Annotated in this window: 15 protein-coding genes; 6 read left to right on the top strand and 9 right to left on the bottom strand. The window is 60.0% G+C overall.

Going from position 1 to position 16,607, the window contains the following annotated elements; genetic code table 11:
* Positions 1-125: 125 nt before the first annotated feature.
* Both HCN50_RS06660 and HCN50_RS06655 read right to left on the bottom strand, forming a co-directional pair.
* Positions 126-899, bottom strand: coding sequence for a ferredoxin--NADP reductase (locus tag HCN50_RS06660; protein WP_171708832.1), 774 nt, complete (start codon positions 897-899; stop codon positions 126-128).
* 140 nt (positions 900-1,039) lie between these two features.
* Entirely contained in the window at positions 1,040-2,053 is a 1,014-nt protein-coding gene (locus tag HCN50_RS06655) for a YeiH family protein (RefSeq protein WP_171708831.1), read from the bottom strand.
* A 156-nt stretch (positions 2,054-2,209) separates the two neighbouring features.
* On the opposite strand from HCN50_RS06655, the gene HCN50_RS06650 reads away from it, so the two are divergent.
* From HCN50_RS06650 to atzF, 6 genes are all read left to right on the top strand, one after another.
* Positions 2,210-2,515: a gamma-butyrobetaine hydroxylase-like domain-containing protein gene (locus HCN50_RS06650; protein ID WP_171708830.1), complete on the top strand. Its 306-nt coding sequence runs from the start codon at positions 2,210-2,212 to the stop codon at positions 2,513-2,515.
* Between the two features lie 98 nt (positions 2,516-2,613).
* Positions 2,614-3,390, top strand: a complete 777-nt coding sequence (locus HCN50_RS06645) for a Crp/Fnr family transcriptional regulator (RefSeq protein ID WP_171708829.1) — start codon at positions 2,614-2,616, stop codon at positions 3,388-3,390.
* A 163-nt stretch (positions 3,391-3,553) separates the two neighbouring features.
* A complete protein-coding gene (locus tag HCN50_RS06640; RefSeq protein ID WP_171708828.1) occupies positions 3,554-4,975 on the top strand; it encodes an ABC transporter substrate-binding protein in 1,422 nt (473 codons plus the stop codon).
* A complete protein-coding gene (locus HCN50_RS06635; RefSeq protein ID WP_171708827.1) occupies positions 4,972-5,874 on the top strand; it encodes an ABC transporter permease in 903 nt (300 codons plus the stop codon). The genes HCN50_RS06640 and HCN50_RS06635 overlap by 4 nt, the downstream gene beginning before the upstream one ends.
* On the top strand, positions 5,871-6,743 hold the full coding sequence (locus HCN50_RS06630) for an ABC transporter ATP-binding protein (protein ID WP_171708826.1): 873 nt from the start codon (positions 5,871-5,873) through the stop codon (positions 6,741-6,743). The genes HCN50_RS06635 and HCN50_RS06630 overlap by 4 nt, the downstream gene beginning before the upstream one ends.
* Before the next feature lie 684 nt (positions 6,744-7,427).
* Positions 7,428-8,810: an allophanate hydrolase gene (gene atzF / locus HCN50_RS06625; RefSeq protein ID WP_171708825.1), complete on the top strand. Its 1,383-nt coding sequence runs from the start codon at positions 7,428-7,430 to the stop codon at positions 8,808-8,810.
* Here the strand turns inward: atzF and HCN50_RS06620 are convergent.
* The 7 genes from HCN50_RS06620 to HCN50_RS06590 form a co-directional block, all read right to left on the bottom strand.
* Complete coding sequence (locus HCN50_RS06620; RefSeq protein ID WP_171708824.1) at positions 8,807-9,532, bottom strand: Crp/Fnr family transcriptional regulator; 726 nt, start codon at positions 9,530-9,532, stop codon at positions 8,807-8,809. The genes atzF and HCN50_RS06620 overlap by 4 nt on opposite strands.
* Positions 9,533-9,599: 67 nt before the next feature.
* Complete coding sequence (locus HCN50_RS06615) at positions 9,600-10,475, bottom strand: ABC transporter ATP-binding protein (protein WP_376700255.1); 876 nt, start codon at positions 10,473-10,475, stop codon at positions 9,600-9,602.
* Positions 10,463-11,242 (bottom strand): ABC transporter permease, encoded by a 780-nt coding sequence (locus HCN50_RS06610; RefSeq protein ID WP_311967266.1) that lies wholly within the window; start codon positions 11,240-11,242, stop codon positions 10,463-10,465. The genes HCN50_RS06615 and HCN50_RS06610 overlap by 13 nt, the downstream gene beginning before the upstream one ends.
* Positions 11,239-12,147 carry an NrtA/SsuA/CpmA family ABC transporter substrate-binding protein gene (locus HCN50_RS06605; RefSeq protein WP_235976802.1) on the bottom strand — a complete coding sequence of 303 codons (909 nt, stop codon included), beginning with the start codon at positions 12,145-12,147 and terminating at the stop codon, positions 11,239-11,241. The genes HCN50_RS06610 and HCN50_RS06605 overlap by 4 nt, the downstream gene beginning before the upstream one ends.
* 466 nt (positions 12,148-12,613) lie before the next feature.
* Positions 12,614-13,573, bottom strand: a complete 960-nt coding sequence (locus HCN50_RS06600; RefSeq protein ID WP_171708822.1) for a fatty acid desaturase — start codon at positions 13,571-13,573, stop codon at positions 12,614-12,616.
* A 634-nt stretch (positions 13,574-14,207) separates the two neighbouring features.
* Positions 14,208-15,383 (bottom strand): Gfo/Idh/MocA family protein, encoded by a 1,176-nt coding sequence (locus HCN50_RS06595; protein WP_171708821.1) that lies wholly within the window; start codon positions 15,381-15,383, stop codon positions 14,208-14,210.
* 13 nt (positions 15,384-15,396) lie between these two features.
* Complete coding sequence (locus HCN50_RS06590) at positions 15,397-16,452, bottom strand: sugar phosphate isomerase/epimerase family protein (protein WP_171708820.1); 1,056 nt, start codon at positions 16,450-16,452, stop codon at positions 15,397-15,399.
* Positions 16,453-16,607 lie beyond the last annotated feature (155 nt).

The following is a 16,607-nucleotide window of genomic DNA, read 5'->3' as shown; positions in this document are numbered from 1 at the left end:
TGCTAGATTTGTTCGGCGGGCCTTTCGGCGATAGCAATTAGTTGTCGCCGGTGAGAGAAACCCAATGTTTGGGCCTACTGCCGAATCGAGGTCAGTTATTGAACAATAAATGGGCAGACGCGGCATTATCGTTCGACGAAAGCTTTCTCGATCACGAAGTGCCCCGGCTCACTTTGATTGCCTTCGACAAATCCGCGCTCCGTGAACATCACGCGGAGTTCCTCCAGCATGCCGGGACTGCCGCACAACATGACTCGGTCCGTCTCCCGGTCCAGCACGGGTAGTCCGACGTCGTCAAAGAGTTGGCCAGATCCGATCAGGTCGGTGATGCGACCGCGGTTGCGGAACGGTTCGCGGGTCACGGTCGGGTAATAGATCAGCTTGTCAGCGAGCAGCGGTCCGAACAGTTCGTCCTGCTGAAGCTTTTCCACCAGGCGTTCGCCATAGGCCAATTCAGAAACCTGGCGGCAGCCATGGGCAAGGATGATCGCCTCATAGGACTCGTAGACGTCGGGGTCCTTGATGAGGCTGGCGAACGGCGCGATCCCGGTACCAGTCGAAAGCAGCAGCAGCCGCTTTCCCGGGATGAGATTTGCGGTGATGAGCGTGCCAGTTGGCTTGCGGCCAACCAGAATGACGTCGCCCTCCTTGATCTTCTGCAGGCGCGACGTCAGCGGTCCATCGGCAACCTTGATGCTGAAGAATTCGAGGGCGTCCTCGTGATTGGCGCTGGCCATGCTGTAGGCGCGAACGAGCGGCCGCCCATCGACTTCCAGTCCGATCATGGCGAACTGCCCGTTCTGGAAGCGAAAGGCGGGATCGCGCGTCGCCCTGAAGCTGAACAGGGAATCGGTCCAATGTTTCACCGAGAGAACCGTTTCCTTCTGAAATGCGCTCATCGTCCTTCTCCTCCTTCGATCATTCGATCGCCAAAAAAGCGCATGTCTGCGCGACGATGGGGCGTTGGGTGAGAAGCTTGAACTTCGCAACGATGGACTTCAGTTGTTGGTCGATTAGTTTCAAATTTCCTCGGGCTTCATCAGGACGAATGACATTTGACGTACGTTAATGACAACCCGATCAGGATTACGGAAAGAATCAACAGAAGTACGATGGGTCTTGCGCCGAAGGCACGGAAGCTCCTCCAGGGTAACGTCAATCCGATTGCGGCCATCGACGTGACAAGGCAGAACCGCGAAAGCGGAGTTGTCACCTGAGATAGCTCGCGCGGGACAAGCCCCGAAGCATTGAGCATTGCCGCCACGACAAAGCCGATCAGGAAGACTGGCGGCAACGGCAAGGATGGGTTTTGCGACCGCCCCCTACCCATTGTAGCGAAGGGTACAGCGATGCAGGTCGGTGCGAGGAGCGCCACGCGGAAAAGCTTTGCCACCGTGGCCATATCGCCAGTCTCGGGATTGACGCTGTAGCCAGCCGCAACCGCATGGGCCACCTCGTGAATACTGCCACCGAGAAAGATGCCGCCTGCGGTCGAACCCAGCCCTGCCATGTGAACCATGAGCGGATAAAGGATTACCGCCACCGACGATATGACGCTGACAGCGCCGATCGTGCAGGCCACATCCCTGTTAGTCGAATCATTACGCATGACCACACATGCAACGGCCGCCGCAGCCGAGGCGCCGCAAATGGCGACGGAAGCGGCGGTGACCAGCGACAACTCCCTTGTGATCCCGAGCATTGGCCCCAGGAACCAACCTGCTGCCAGCACGATCGCCACATTGACCGCGAGGGCGGCAAGGTCGGTCACGTCAAGGATCTGCAGGGTCGCGAGCGAAATCTGAAATCCAAGCAGCGCGACGCCGATGCGCATCACCTGCCTGGCAGCAAACGAAATGCCCGTTTGAAACATTGCCGAAGGCGACCAGATCGCGGCGAGAACGAGGCCGAGGATCAAGCCCCAGATAACGGCAGACCCGGCCAGAAGCGCCATCCAGGTCGCCGCGCTGGCGACAAGCGCGCAGAGGGCGATACCCGGGATGTCCTTCCAGAGCCGGTTCGGCTCGATGATCCCTCCCGACCGGTGCAACATTTTCCTACCCCCGCGCGATGTTCGCGAAGTGGTGTTCGCGATGCTGACGCGGGACAAGCAAGTAATTTCCAAAACGGGGATTCGGCGCAGCCCGGCAATTAGTTGCTATCCGTGCAACCACTCGCAAAGTAACCTGCCCCGAGGATGGATTTGCCGATGTCGATGCTACCACCGCTTGCCGTAGAACGACCGAGTTGCGAGGTAAGCGCCGATCTCGCCTCGATATCCCTGATCGCAAACGGCGGATCGCGGGCGACCGTTACGGCGGAGAAGCTTCGGCTATCCTGCAAATGCGCGCATTGTACGCGCGCGCGCTTCGACGAACGCTTCCCCGATGGTTTCCCGGGGATCGCCATCGTGGAGGTCGCAGACCTCGGCTACGGGCTCAATATTTCCTTCTCAGACGGACACAATCGGGGAATCTACCCCAAGAGCTATTTGGCCAACTTGGCCGAGCCTTGATCTTGTTCGGGTTTTCGCCCGCGTTTGCCGGCAAGAATGAATCTGGCACGAAGATTGCTGCTTTTTAGATCGGTTCTTAGATGATCTGGAGAGCGGCAATGTTGCTGCAGGCTGGGAATGGGGTGCGCGGCGGCTCGCCTGCGGCTGCGGTAACGAAACCAACCTCGTCCCTGCTTCTCACCGAGAATGAGCAATTGATCGGTGGTCCGCCGTCCCTGATGGACAGGCTGACGATGCGCGAGCGGGAGATCGTCCTGAAACAGGGGCGCCGAAAGGTCCTCAGTCGCGGGCAGACGATCTTCAATCAGGGCGCGAAGCATGACGGCATTTTCCTGATCGAAAGCGGCCGGATCCGCGTGTTCTATTCCTCACCGCTCGGGCGCGAGATCACCCTCGCCTATTGGCATGCCGGCAATTTCGTGGGCGGGCCGGAAGTCTTCGACAGCGGCATTCATCAGTGGTCCGGCGTCGCCTCCACCAACTGCAGCGTCGTTCAGCTTCCCGGGAAAGAGCTGCGAACGCTGGCAACTGAAATTCCCAATCTCGCCATCGGGCTGATCGAGGGGCTCGCGTTCAAGGGAAAGTGTTATTCAGCGCTGGCGCAGATGCTGGGAACGCGCTCGATCACGCAGCGGCTGGCTCACCTTTTGTTGCAACTGATGGATCTATACGGCGTCGAGGATCCAGACGGCGTCGTCATCGCCACGGCTTTTACCCATGCCGACCTGGCCCACATGGTAGGCGCAACCCGGCAATGGGTGACGATCAGTCTCAAGCGAATGCAAGAAAAACGGATCGTGCTGGCGAAGCGCACCCAGATCGTCATTTGCCTGCCGAATATTCTGGAAGAAATGCGCGGTCAGGCGTCGGATTGAGTTTGGATGCACACCGAAGCGGCTTTGCACAGCAAAACTGCCCAACGAGTATGCAACCGATCTTTAACGGCAACTAATCTACTCCGATGGCCAGTCCGCATTTGCCTGGAACGTTGACCCAACCAATCATGGGGGCAGCGCTTCCAACCGAATGGGGATGAACATGGTCCGCCAAGTCCGATCACTCTCGATAGCGACCTCCGCTGCCTCTGTGGCCTTGGCGCTCGCCGAGCCGGCCTTCGGCGAAACAATCAAAATTGGTATCGGTACCCAGGACACCACGACCAACACCGTGACGACCGGGATCGTCATCCGCCAACTGCGCCTGCTGGAGAAGTTCCTTCCGACGGACGGCAAGTATGCCAACGTCAGGTTCGAACTCGAATGGCAAAACTTCACCTCTGGTCCACCCGTCACCAACGGCATGATGGCGAACAAGCTGCAATTCGGCGCCATGGGAGACTATCCGCTGGTCGTCAACGGGTTCACATTCCAGAACAATCCTGAAAGCAAGAGTCGCCTGATCGCGGTCGCGGCTTATAGCCTGTCCGGTTCCGGCAATGGCCTCGTCGTCCATAAGGACTCCCCGTATTACGAGCTCGCGGATCTCAAGGGTAAGCTGGTCAGCGTTCCCTTCGGATCGGCCGCCCATGGCATGGTTCTGAAGGCGATGCAGGACCGGGGGTATCCGGCGGACTTCTTCCAGCTGGTCAGTCAAAGTCCCGAAGTCGGTTCGACCAACCTCCAGGAGAAGAAGATCGACGGCCACGCCGACTTTGTCCCGTTCGCCGAGCTGCTGCCGTTTCGCGGATTTGCCCGCAAGATTTTCGACGGCGTGGAGACCAACCTGCCGACCTGGCACGGCGTCGTCGTCCGCACCGACTTCGCCGAAAAGTATCCCGAGGTCGTCCTCGCCTACACGAAAGCAATCATTGCCGCCAACCAGTGGCTTCGGGCCGATCCCAAACTGGCGGCAGAGAAGATCGCGGAGTGGACCGGCATCAACAAGGAAGTCGTCTACATCTTCCTCGGTCCGAGCGGCAACATGACGACCGATCCGACCATCAAGCCAGCCCTGATCGATGCGGCGGAAGTCGATGTCAAGGTGCTACAGAATCTTGGACGGATGAAGGAATTTGATCCGAAGAAATGGGTCGACGATTCCTTCATCCGCAAAGCCTATGCCGACATGAAACTGGACTACGACGCCCAGCTCGCCAGCACCACGAACTATGAGATTTCCGGCGACGACAAGTTCTGCAAGAAGCCGATTTCGGATCCGCGCAAGTCCGGCGAAGTGTGGGTCGAGGGTGAAGGCATCCTTCCGTTCAGCAGCGCCACCTGCACACTCGGCGCTTATGCCGAATTCAAGACCAAGGGAAAGAAGATCAACGTCGCCTACGTCTTCGACACGGCGCGCGGCATCAAATTGTTCGCCGACCAAGCCTTCTTTGCAGTCGCCGGCGGCGACATCACCCCATTCTTGCTGAAGAAGGACGCCGAGGCTTACGCAGCCAAGAACAGCGGCAAGGTCCTTAGTTTCGAAGAGGCGGTGAAGTCTGCCGTGAGCGGAGGCAGGACATGAGCAGCAGTCCTGCGCATGCGCTGCATCCAAAAGAGCACGAAGCACCCAAGGTTGCCGCCGAACCGCCGCCCGCCGCCGCGGCCGTCCGCGAGCCCGCAACCGTCGCGATCATCGCGCGCTGGTACCGGCTCAACAAGGGCCGCCTGCGGGCTGCGCTGATCGGGGCCGTATCCCTGGTCGCATTTCTGGTGGTCTGGCACCTCCTGACAAAATACCGAGTGGTGTTCTTCGTGCGCTTCACCAACGTGCCCTCGCCGCTCGATGTCTACAACAGTTCTACGAAGGCAATGCGCGACCCCAAGTTCCTGATGCACGTCCTCTTGAGCTGTCGCCGGATCATCTTCGGCTTCGCGTTGGCGAGCCTTATCGCGGTGCCGCTCGGTCTGATCATGGGCCGCTTCAAGCTGATCCATGAAGTGGTGTTTCCGGTTTCCGAAGTGCTTCGTCCGATCCCCGCCATCGCCTGGGTGCCGATGGCGATCATGCTGTGGCCAACAAACGAACAGAGCATCGTCTTCATTACCTTCCTCGGCTCGTTCTTTCCGATCCTGGTCAACACCCTGCACGGCATGGCGCTGGTCGATCCGGTTCTTGTTCGCGCCGCGCGATGCCTCGGGGCTAGGGAAACCTCGATCTTTCGCGAGGTGTATTTTCCCGCCTCGCTTCCGCACATCTTCACCGGGCTTACTGTCGGGATGGGCGTTGCGTGGGTTTCGCTGATCGCGGCCGAGATGATCTCCGGCCAATACGGGATCGGCTATTTCACCTGGGAGGCCTATTCGCTGGTCCAGTATGCCGACATCGCGCTCGGCATGATCGCGATCGGCGTACTCGGCCTGACGTCCAGCCTGCTGATCCGCTCCGCCGGAAGGCTTGCGATGCCGTGGGGACGCACATGAGTGTGATTGAGGCGACGGCCGCGGCCGGCCGCATTGAGGTCAAGAACTTCGCACTGAGCTACGAGACCATCGACGGGTCCGTGGCCGCCGTTACCGATACGCAGATCTACGTCAAGCCGGGCGAATTCGTCTCGATCGTCGGCCCGTCCGGCTGCGGCAAATCCACGTTGTTAAACGCGGTAGCGGGCTTCCTGAAGCCAACCGCGGGGATGGTCACGGTCGATGGCGAAGAGGTAAAGAGCCCGAGCGCCGAGCGTGGGATGGTCTTTCAACAATATTCGCTTTTTCCCTGGAAGACGGTCCGGGAAAACGTCGAATTCGGACTGAAGATGCGCGGCATGGATCGGTCCCGTCGCGAGAGAGCCGCGCGCACCTTGCTCGGACTCGCCGGCCTCGAAGCGTTCGAAAAGCACTATCCCGACCGTCTTTCCGGCGGCATGAAGCAACGCGTCGGCATTGTGCGCGCCCTAGCCACAGGGCCGAAAGTGCTTCTGCTCGATGAGCCCTTCGGCGCCCTGGATGCGCAGACTCGGGTCATCATGCAGCAAATCCTCACCAACATGTGGCAACGGCTGAAAATCTCGGTCTTGTTCGTGACCCACGACATCGACGAGGCGATTTTCCTTTCCGACCGCGTCTACTGCATGACAGCCCGGCCCGGCTCAATCAAAGCGGAAATTCCCATTCCGCTTGAGCGCCCTCGCCAGCAATCGATGATGATGTCGTCAGAATTCCTTGCTCTGAGACGCGGTCTGATGTCGTTGATCCGCGAGGAAAGCCTGAAAGCAATGGGAGGCGAAATCAGCGACCAAGGCTTGCAGGGGCTCAACATAAACCTGCACGGCCAATCCTTGGCCGACGTGCTTTGACCAACCAATTCTGAAAGGAAAACAGTCAGCGGAAGCGCGATATTCGTCCTTGCGCGGCGCTAGGGACGTCGGGATGTATGGCGCGCTGGCTCAAGCGTCAGACCAAATAGCGGTCCCCTTTTTCGATCGCGGCAGCCTCGAGAATCGCGGTGAACTTTGCGCAATAGTTTCATCGAGCGGCGTGTCGATGACGTCACCGTATGTACCCAAGAAGTCGCGGATTGGCTGATGGGATAGATTCTTGATCGCCTTGGCGATGTCCTCCTACCGACCGATTTTTTCCTAGTATTCTTCCTCGCACCAATTGTCTGGGTCTCGGCTCATGGAACGCTCGCTGGAGCGTGTAACCGGCTACAGTAGCACGTTACCCAGAGAGCAGCATCCCGATCGGCCACAGCGCCGGAGCCGGAAGCGAAGGTTCATGCAGAGACCGACGTCGTCCCGGAAAGGGAAACTGGGTAACCACACCAGTTTCGCACCAGAAACAACCTGAACGAACCAAGACAAACGCGATCGAAACCAAACAAAAGCACAGAAAAACCAACAAAGCTGATCGATATTCTGCCGCTCATAACGGTCTGGTTGCAGCTTCGAGTCCTGCCGGTGCGGGAGGGCGCTTAGTTGCTTTTATTGTGGGGCAGCGGCTTCATATTTGTGGGGTCATGCCCCTCAGGAGTTTATTCCGTGCCGCAAGCTATCTTATCCGCGCAGAGTCGACCTCTACGTTCGGCTGCCGAGTTAGCCTCCATCATCACAACCGTCTATGAGCGCATCGAAGGGGACCGGCACCGCAACTGTTGGATCTATGTGCGGCCCATAGAAGAAGCGCTGGCCGAGGCTGATGCCCTCCTACAGCGAGCGGAGGAGGGTGAAGTCCTGCCGCTCCTTGGCGTGCCATTCGGCGTCAAGGACAATATTGACGTTGAGGACATGCCGACGACAGCAGCCTGTCCGTCATTCGAATATGTGGCTGCGCAATCGGCTAGATGCGTCGAGAGATTAACGGCCGCAGGTGCGATCTGTCTTGGCAAAACCAACCTGGATCAATTCGCAACCGGACTGTCCGGCACCCGCTCCCCCTATGGCACCTGTTCCAGCGCTGCTAACGATCTGTACATTGCCGGCGGTTCGAGTTCCGGCTCGGCTGCTGCTGTAGCATCCGGCCATATTGCCTTCGCTCTCGGCACGGATACCGGCGGCTCGGGCCGGATTCCCGCAGGCTTCAATGGGATCGTTGGGATCAAGCCGACCGTCGGCCTCGTCTCATCCCGCGGGCTTGTGCCGAACTGTCCGACGCTCGATTGCCCCTCCATTTTCTGCAATTCCATTGCCGAAGGTCGAATTCTGCTCGAGCTGATCGAAGGATTCGACGACACCGATCCTTTTAGCCGCCAACGGATTGCCTCGTCCTCCCCATCTCCTCGCAAATTCCAGTTCGGCCAGGTCTCAGCTGGTCATCTGAATTCATTCGGCATGCCGGAATGCAATGACCTTTACACGCAGGCCTGCATGAGGCTTTCGGGACTGGGAGGCCAAGCCAGGCAAATTGACTTCTCGCCTTTCGCCGAAGCCGGTGAAATGCTCTTTTCAGGGCCTTGGATTGCCGAACGTCATGCGGCGATCAGCAAGCTCCTGGACATCGATCATGGCGAACTGCTTGACGTCATCCGCAACGTGCTGAGCGCAGCTGCCCGGTTTTCCGCAATAGATGCGTTCGCCGCGCAACATCGGCTTTTGAAGCTGCGACGCCAGATCCGATCGCTTTTCGAGGAGATCGATGTCCTGGTGGTACCGACCGCGCCACGCCCCTTCACGATCTCGGAGATGATGGAAGATCCCATCACGCTCAACAGCCGCCTCGGTTACTACTCCTATTTTGCCAATCTCGTGGACTTGTGCGCGGTGGCAGTTCCCAACGCAACGCTCGGCAACGGTATGCCGATGGGCATCACTTTGCTGGCGCCTGCGTGGCGTGACCATGCCCTTCTCGACCTTGCCGAGCGATGGCTGCCCGATGCGAAGGCCGGACTGTTCGATCTAAAAGTATATCCGCAGGCCGCGTCCTAGACGACTTCGAGATCGAGAGCGCGCAGATTGAGGATCACAATCAGGCCCCGGTGATAACGGATGACGCCCCTTGCTTGCATGCGGGAAAGCTGCACCGTCACCCATTGGCGGGTTGAGCCGATCAGATTGGCGAGATCACCATGCGTGAACGGGATCCCGATCACGATCTCGCGGCCCTGCTGCGAACCGTAGATTTTCGAGAGGAAGACCAACAGACGATGCAACCGCTCGGTCACCGAGCGGGTCCCCAGCATTTGCGCCATGGCCGAGTAGCATCGTGCTTTGAAGGCGAGCGCATCCAGCAGCGCGACCGCGATACTGGCCGATTGGAGCGCCAGCGCGCGCAGGGCCGCGCCGGGCAAGAACGTCACCTGGCTCCGCTCCACCGCAACCGAAGACCATACGTGGGCACCAGTACCGAACAGATCCGGGCCGCCGACGAAATTGCCGGCGAACCAGTAGGCCAGCGTCACCTCGCGTCCGGAAGGGGCCGCGTAGTAGCTGCGAATACGCCCCTCTTCGATCAGATAAATGCCGTTCTGCAGATCGCCCTGCCGCCAGACATGCTTGCCTGCCTGCAGGACCTCCTCGCGGCCGATCGCGAGGACACGACGCCGGTCAGCCTCACACAGCGGATCCAACAAGCTGGGTAGCGACCCGACCAGAGCATCCGATCCCGCCAGCATGATGCCGGTCGTATTCCTGAGGCTTGCCGCTGACATCTGCTCGCTCCCTTGCCGCCGCAAGGGAAAACCATTCAAGAGTCATGCCAGACCTGTCGTCAGGCGCTTATGTCCTGATCTCCATTTGCTCGAAGGCCCTGCGGCCTTCCGAGCGGATCAGATCGAGGCAATCTCGCTTGAGGGCGAGATAGGCAGCCTCCGCAACGATGGCGCTGGAGCGCGGTCGCGGCAGGCTCACCTGAAGATCTTTGAGGATGCGGCCTGGTCCCGCGCTCATGATCAGCACACGGTCAGAGAGAAGGATCGCTTCATCGATGTCGTGTGTGACGAAGACGATTGTTGCGTTTATCCGCTCGCGGAGCTCGAGCAGGTTGTCCTGCATGACCGCCCGGGTCTGCGCATCCAGCGCTCCGAAAGGCTCGTCCATCAACAGTACGCGCGGCTGATTAGCTAGGGCACGGGCAATCGCAACCCGCTGCTGCATGCCTCCCGATAGCGTGTGCGGATATGCCGACGCAAATTTGGTAAGTCCGATCATCGCGATGAGGTCGTCGGCAATCCGCAGCGCCTCCGCTTTCGACTTGCCTAGGGCGCGCGGCCCGTGCGCGATGTTCCGGCGCACCGATTTCCACGGAAACAGATGTGGCTGCTGGAAGACCATCCCGATCTCGGGCCGTGGCGCGAGCATTGCTTCGCCGGCTATCAGCACCTGGCCTTCGAACGGCCGCTCGAGGCCGGCCATCGCATTCAGGAGCGTGGACTTGCCGCAGCCGGATGGACCGACGATCGAGACGAATTCCCCCTGAGTTACCGCCAGGGATACGCGGTCGACCGCGATGACGTGTCCGCTCGGCACATCGAAGACGATGCTCAAATCCTCGACCCGGATGATCGCCTGACGCGCCGAGGCGGAAGGCGAGTGCGTATCCACGAGCCTGAGCGGCTGGTCTGGACAAAGCAAGCTCGGGATCATCGCCACCACACGGCACGTTCGGCAAGAATCGCGAAGGAACGGTCGGCGACGAAGGAAAGCAGCCCGAGAGCCGCCAACCCGCCCATGACCTGACCCGTTTGCATGTTCTGTTGCGCAATTTCGATACGGTAGACGATACCGGCGAACGATCCCGCCAACTCGGCGGCGACCAGCGTGTAGAAAGAGATACTCACCGCCGTCCGAAGACCGACTGTGACATAGGGCAGCGCGCCAAGAAGGACGATCTCCCACAGCATCTGCGGCTGCGGCGTGCCGAGCATCTGGGCGGCACGGATAAGTCCATGGTCGACTTTCTGCACCCCTATGTGGGTCGCGAGCCATACCGTGAAGAACACGCCCCATACGACCAGGAAAAGCTTGCCTGTCTCCGAGAGGCCAAACCAAAGGATGACGATCGGCACGAAGGCGATGGGAGGAATTGGACGCAGGATGTGAAACAAGGGTGAAAGCAGGCTAGACACCAGCCGGACCCGGCCAGTCAGGACGCCGAGCACGATCCCGCCCGCGGCCCCGACCGCAAATCCCCCGGCCACGCGCGAGAGGCTCGCCATCAGGTCTCCGAAAAATTGTCCGGTGCGGATCCATTCGAGAATGGCGACAGCGACGGTCGATGGCGGCGGAAACAGCACGGCGTTCACGATGCCGGAGCGCGCAATCAGCTCCCACACGCCTGTGAAGGCGGGCACGGAGAGGACGGCGACCAGTACGCTCAGCCGTGCGGTCGCGCTCGCACTGCTGCGTCCCCCAACGCTCACGGGCGCGAATCCAGTATGACGCGAGCTGGATCGAGCGCCTTCAGCGGCGCCGTCACCAAGACTTTCGAGAAATCGGGCATGCTCGCTCCAGGGGGATGATTGCCGGTCTCGAGCCGCCAGCCGGCATGGGTTTTAAGAGTCACGAGAAGCTTGTCGTCGAGGCGCACATGGTAAACATAGTCCGGCCAGATCGCAGCCAATTCATCGCGTTTCATTCCGGTCGCTGCGGCGATGACGTCGATCGCTTCATCCGGATGCGCCTTGAGCCAACCCTCGGCTTCGATGAGGGACGCCAGGAACTTACTGACGATCGCCGGGTTGGCCGCGAGGTAAGACTGCGTAACAACAATATTGAAGGTCTCTGAGTAGAGACCTTTGGTCTCAAGCGGGATCGCGCCTTCGCCAAGAGCCTTCTTCGCGTTCGCGACATGCGGCTCCCAGGTATCGAACGCGTCGATGCTGCCGGCCGCCATGGCGGGAAGCATCTCCTGCGGTCGTAGGTTGACGAGCGTCACGTCCTTCGACGTCAGGCCCGCCGCTTTCAACAGAACCGACGTGTAAACTTCGCTGCCGGTTCCGGCCGTAAAGCCGATTCGCTTTCCACGCAGATCGGCCTTCGTCTTGATCCCGGCAGAAGCCGCGGTCATGGTCTTGAGATCCGAATATTCCATCCCCGCCACGAAGGCGATTGGCTGTTGCGCCATCGCGGCCGCCGTGACCGGCGCCTCGGCGGTTGTCGCGATATCCGCCCCTCCCCCAAGCACCGTATCGAGGCACTGCTTCCCGCTGGTGAAATTGGAGACCGAGATGTCGAGCCCCTGCTTGGCGAAAATGCCCTTCGCACTGGCGACGATCGCCAGTCCGGAGATCGGCCCAAGATTCTGGGCGAGCCGCGCCTTCAGCAATTCTTCGGCTGTCGCGCGCTCAGGCGTCGCAAACAGAAAGCACGCAGATAGCACGAACACGGCAGAGCGAAGAGCGGTTGTTGATCGCATGCCAAACCCCTGTGTTGCGGGCGATCGGAGTGATCGACCGTGACGAGAGGGTCGTCTGAAGACCGGAGACAGTGAAGCAATTAATCGACAAGGCCCGTCGCTGACCAATTTTTGCGCAAGCAGACCAGCTTCTGACTGAGACGGGCCAATAAGTTCATCAAGCTGCCCACACCTTGGGCGCATCGCAACTGAGGCTGATTTATTCGGGCCCAGAACGGCCTCCGAAGAAATCGGTCTATTACACGTTGGCCTGCGGATGAGATCAAACACTCCCCGGACATCGATTTGAATCGCGCCGTAGTCCCAGCCATCGCGGTAGCAGTTGCCGGCTGCGGCAACGGCACCCTGCTGGCTTTCGTCGAGCCCTGATCCCGATTCAATCAGAACCGATCGGGCTTTCGATGCCGTTGCGTGCGCGGCGAAACCAGGCCCACGTCTGCCGCGTCACTGCGATGTAGCCCGGGCCTCGGTAGACGATCTGATCGGCGACGATCCGGTTCAGTTTCGGCAGCGCATGGAACGGAATCGAAGGATAGGCATGGTGCTCGACATGATAGGGCATGTTCCATGCAAACCAGCGCACGAACATGGCGGTATATGTGGTGCGCGTATTTTGGAAGGCGCTGCGCGTGCGATCGCAACCGGTGTGTTCGGCAAGGAGATACGGACGCAGAAACAATTGACCGACGATCACGGGGACGACCCAGATCCACAACAGGGTCAAGGTTTGCAGCGCGACCGATGCCAGCAGCAGCACGATGTAGCCCGCGAGATAGAGGCGCGCTTCCCTCACGACAATGTGGCGTTTGCTTTCCGGAATCCAGGGCGACGTGGCGTTGCCGGTCAACGCATGGCGAAGCATCAGCCGCGCCCGGAATGCTACCTGCCGCAAGCCGCTGTAGACGATCACCAGTTGCGCGTCCGAGGTCGGGATCGGAACTGACAGCAGTTCCGGATCCCTCTTTGGATCCTGCGTATAGCGATGATGATCCCAGTGGAACAAGCAGTAATATTCGTAAGGCAAGCCGACCGCGAACGAGGAGAGATGACCGAAGGCGAGATTAAGCGCGCGACTGCGAAACGCCGTCTTGTGGGCGGTCTCGTGTACCACCATGAACAGGAATGCGACAAAGTAACCTTGGACGACGACCAGCGGCAACGCCCAGACGATTCCGTATCGCCACGAGACCAGCCAGATCAGCGCGCCGACAACAACAATGACGCCGTAGTGGCTGGCCGCACGGACCAGACCTTGCCAATCGGACCGCACCGACAACTCGCGCAGCATGGCCGGAGTCAGCGGCTTCTCTCCGGTGGCAGTGATGGCATTGCTCATGATCGTAGTCGCCTCTTTCCGGGATCACGCACTTCACCGTGCTCGTGCGGACGCTGGAATTCGTCAAGCACAGACCGATCCTAGGGAGCGACGCCGCAATGCAGAAGCAATTAATTTACGCAACGAACGCGATCGAAATCAAACGAAAGCGCTGCAAAATCAACGAACGCGTCCTTTATCCTCCCGCTCATAACGGTCTGGTTGCAGGTTCAAGTCCCGCCGGGCCCTTAACCCACCCCCTCGCGCAAACGGCGGTTGTGCCGCCGCACACTTTAACGAAGGCGAACAGGCGCCGTTTCGAGGGCGTCGCGTCCCAGCGTGGAGTCTTTCAGTTCAACTGCTCACGATGGTCGTTCCTAGATTCTCTTTGATCTCTCAGTGCACACACCGTGCACACGCGATCATCCAACTATTTGAAATACTTCGACTCTCGCTCCAATCCATCATAGGCGCGACGGAAAATCGGTGATCCAACATATTGATTCTGCTGATTTTTCCTGCTGAGCCTGTATTCGGCTGATAAGGTCGTGTCTTGAATCTGATCTACAGCTTATTTGCCCATCATTCAAATGGCCGCGCCGATCCGATAGCCTCAGTCTGCCTCGGCTTTCGCGTTTGACAGGGATCTCGGCATTTATCTGATCCGAACCCAGGCGCCATTGCTTGCGGATGAGTTCACCGCGGCTTCGATGAACTTCACACCGGCAAGGCCATCCTCGACGGTCGGGAAGATCACCGCCGGATCCGGAGCCTGGCCGGCCTGTACTGCGCGGATGGCGCGTGCTGCCTCAGCATAGATCGTTGCGAAACCCTCGAGATAACCCTCGGGATGCCCCGATGGCACGCGGGTGATGCGGCCCGCCTCGACCAAGGCGCCGGCACCCCCGCGGGTCAGGAGTTGCTTGGGCTGCCCATAGCGGGTGAACCAGAGACAGTTCGGATTTTCCTGTACCCATTCGAGACCGCCCTTGGTCCCATAGACGCGCAGCGTCAGGCCGTTCTCATTGCCGACTGCGACCTGGCTCGCCCAAAGCATGCCTTTGGCACCTCCCTTCCACTTGAGGAGGATCTGGACGTCGTCATCGAGACGCCGACCGCTGACGAAGGTCGAGAGCTGGGCGAGCAGTTCATCAAGCTGAAGTCCAGTGACAAAGCAGGCGAGATTGTAGGCGTGTGTGCCGATGTCGCCGATGCATCCACCAGGGCCGGATCGGGTCGGGTCCGTGCGCCACGCAGCCTGCTTATGCCCGCTTGCTTCCAACCGCTCCGTCAACCAATCCTGCAGGTATTCGGCCTGGACGAGCCGGATCTCGCCGAGCTCGCCGTTCGCGACCATGGCGCGGGCCTGTCGGACCATGGGATAGCCCGTGTAGTTGTAGGTCACGGCGAAGACCTTGCCCGTCTTCCTGACCAGTTCGACCAATTCCTCTGCCTCGGCGACGGTCGTCGTCAGCGGTTTGTCGCAGATGACGTGGATGCCGGCTTCAAGGAAGGCCCTGGCGACCAGGCCGTGCAGGTGGTTGGGGGTCACGATCGAGACCACCTCGATGCCGTCGGGACGCGCGGCTTCCGCCTTCGCCATCTCTTCGAAGGAGCTATAGGCGCGGTCGTTGGCGATACCGAACTCCCTCGCCGAGGCCTTGGCTCGGACCGAATCCGACGCCAACGCGCCGGCCGTCAGCTCGAACTGATCGTCGATACGCGCAGCAGTGCGGTGGACGGCGCCAATGAAAGATCCTTGGCCGCCGCCAACCATCCCTAGCCGGATACGACCATGACCACCAGCTTCCCTGCTTGCCTCGATCGCCATTCTTCTTCCTCGCTCAGGAGATGCCAAGCATCTTGCGATTCATCTGCTCGTCGGTCCCGGAACCTGCGAAATCGTCGAAGGCTTTCTCCGTGATCCGAATGATATGTCTTTTGATGAACTCGGCGCCCTCGCGCGCGCCTTGCTCAGGATGCTTCAGCGCGCATTCCCATTCCATCACCGCCCAGCCGCCGTAACCGTACTGGGTAAGCTTGGAGAAGATCGCGCCGAAATCTACCTGACCATCGCCCAGTGAGCGGAAGCGGCCGGCACGATCGACCCAGCTCTGGAACCCGCCATAGACACCCTGGCGGCCCGTCGGGTTGAACTCCGCGTCCTTGACGTGGAAGGCCTTGATGCGTTGGTGATAGATATCGATGTAGTCGAGATAGTCGAGCTGCTGCAGCAGGAAGTGCGACGGGTCGTAGAGCAAGTTCGCCCGCGTGTGGCCATTCACCCGCTCGAGAAACATCTCATAGGAGACGCCGTCGTGCAGGTCCTCGCCCGGATGGATCTCATAAGCGAGATCAACGCCGTGCTCATCCGCATAGTCAAGGATCGGCCGCCAGCGTCTGGCGAGCTCGTCGAAGGCGGCCTCGATGAGGCCGGCCGGACGCTGCGGCCAGGGATAGACGTAGGGCCAGGCCAATGCGCCGGAGAAGGTCGCCTGCGCCGCGAGCCCGAGGCGTCTTGAGGCGCGGATTGCGCGCCTGATCTGGTCGACGGCCCACTCGGTGCGCGCCCTGGGATTGTCCCGCACCTCCGGCACGGCGAAGCCGTCGAATGCTGCGTCATAGGCCGGGTGAACCGCGACGAGCTGGCCCTGGAGATGGGTCGAGAGTTCGGTGATGGAAAGGCCGTGACCGGCTGCAATCCCCGTCACCTCATCGGCATAGTCCTGGGACTCCGAGGCCTTGTTGAGGTCGAAGAGTCGCCCGTCCCAGCTCGGGATCTGAATCCCCTTGTAGCCGAGCGAAGCGGCCCATGCACAGATCGTGCCGAAGGAGTTGAACGGCGCGGTGTCGGCAGCGAACTGAGCGAGGAATATCGCGGGTCCCTTGATCATCTTCATGAAATGCTCCTTCTCCCCTGGATGCTCCCGCAGCGCGTGCCTGCTGAGCTCGGATCTACCAACTCGAAAACCGCTCCGCGCACACATCGTGCGCACGCTGCCGTCTAGAGCATTGCGCTCCCGCTCCAATCCATCATGGGCTCAATTTGAGCTGG

Source organism: Bradyrhizobium archetypum (genome assembly GCF_013114835.1).
In the GTDB taxonomy this organism is placed as follows: domain Bacteria; phylum Pseudomonadota; class Alphaproteobacteria; order Rhizobiales; family Xanthobacteraceae; genus Bradyrhizobium; species Bradyrhizobium archetypum.
Note: the sequence above shows the minus strand (reverse complement) of the source record. Positions and strands in the feature narration are given on the sequence as shown.

What these genes read in the sequence shown, in the direction of transcription:
- HCN50_RS06660 (WP_171708832.1), bottom strand. Translation starts at nt 899, where the DNA reads ATGAGCGCATTTCAGAAGGAAACGGTTCTCTCGGTGAAACATTGGACC.
- HCN50_RS06655 (WP_171708831.1), bottom strand. Translation starts at nt 2,053, where the DNA reads ATGTTGCACCGGTCGGGAGGGATCATCGAGCCGAACCGGCTCTGGAAG.
- HCN50_RS06650 (WP_171708830.1), top strand. Translation starts at nt 2,210, where the DNA reads ATGTCGATGCTACCACCGCTTGCCGTAGAACGACCGAGTTGCGAGGTA.
- HCN50_RS06645 (WP_171708829.1), top strand. Translation starts at nt 2,614, where the DNA reads ATGTTGCTGCAGGCTGGGAATGGGGTGCGCGGCGGCTCGCCTGCGGCT.
- HCN50_RS06640 (WP_171708828.1), top strand. Translation starts at nt 3,554, where the DNA reads ATGGTCCGCCAAGTCCGATCACTCTCGATAGCGACCTCCGCTGCCTCT.
- HCN50_RS06635 (WP_171708827.1), top strand. Translation starts at nt 4,972, where the DNA reads ATGAGCAGCAGTCCTGCGCATGCGCTGCATCCAAAAGAGCACGAAGCA.
- HCN50_RS06630 (WP_171708826.1), top strand. Translation starts at nt 5,871, where the DNA reads ATGAGTGTGATTGAGGCGACGGCCGCGGCCGGCCGCATTGAGGTCAAG.
- HCN50_RS06620 (WP_171708824.1), bottom strand. Translation starts at nt 9,532, where the DNA reads ATGTCAGCGGCAAGCCTCAGGAATACGACCGGCATCATGCTGGCGGGA.
- HCN50_RS06600 (WP_171708822.1), bottom strand. Translation starts at nt 13,573, where the DNA reads ATGAGCAATGCCATCACTGCCACCGGAGAGAAGCCGCTGACTCCGGCC.
- HCN50_RS06595 (WP_171708821.1), bottom strand. Translation starts at nt 15,383, where the DNA reads ATGGCGATCGAGGCAAGCAGGGAAGCTGGTGGTCATGGTCGTATCCGG.
- HCN50_RS06590 (WP_171708820.1), bottom strand. Translation starts at nt 16,452, where the DNA reads ATGAAGATGATCAAGGGACCCGCGATATTCCTCGCTCAGTTCGCTGCC.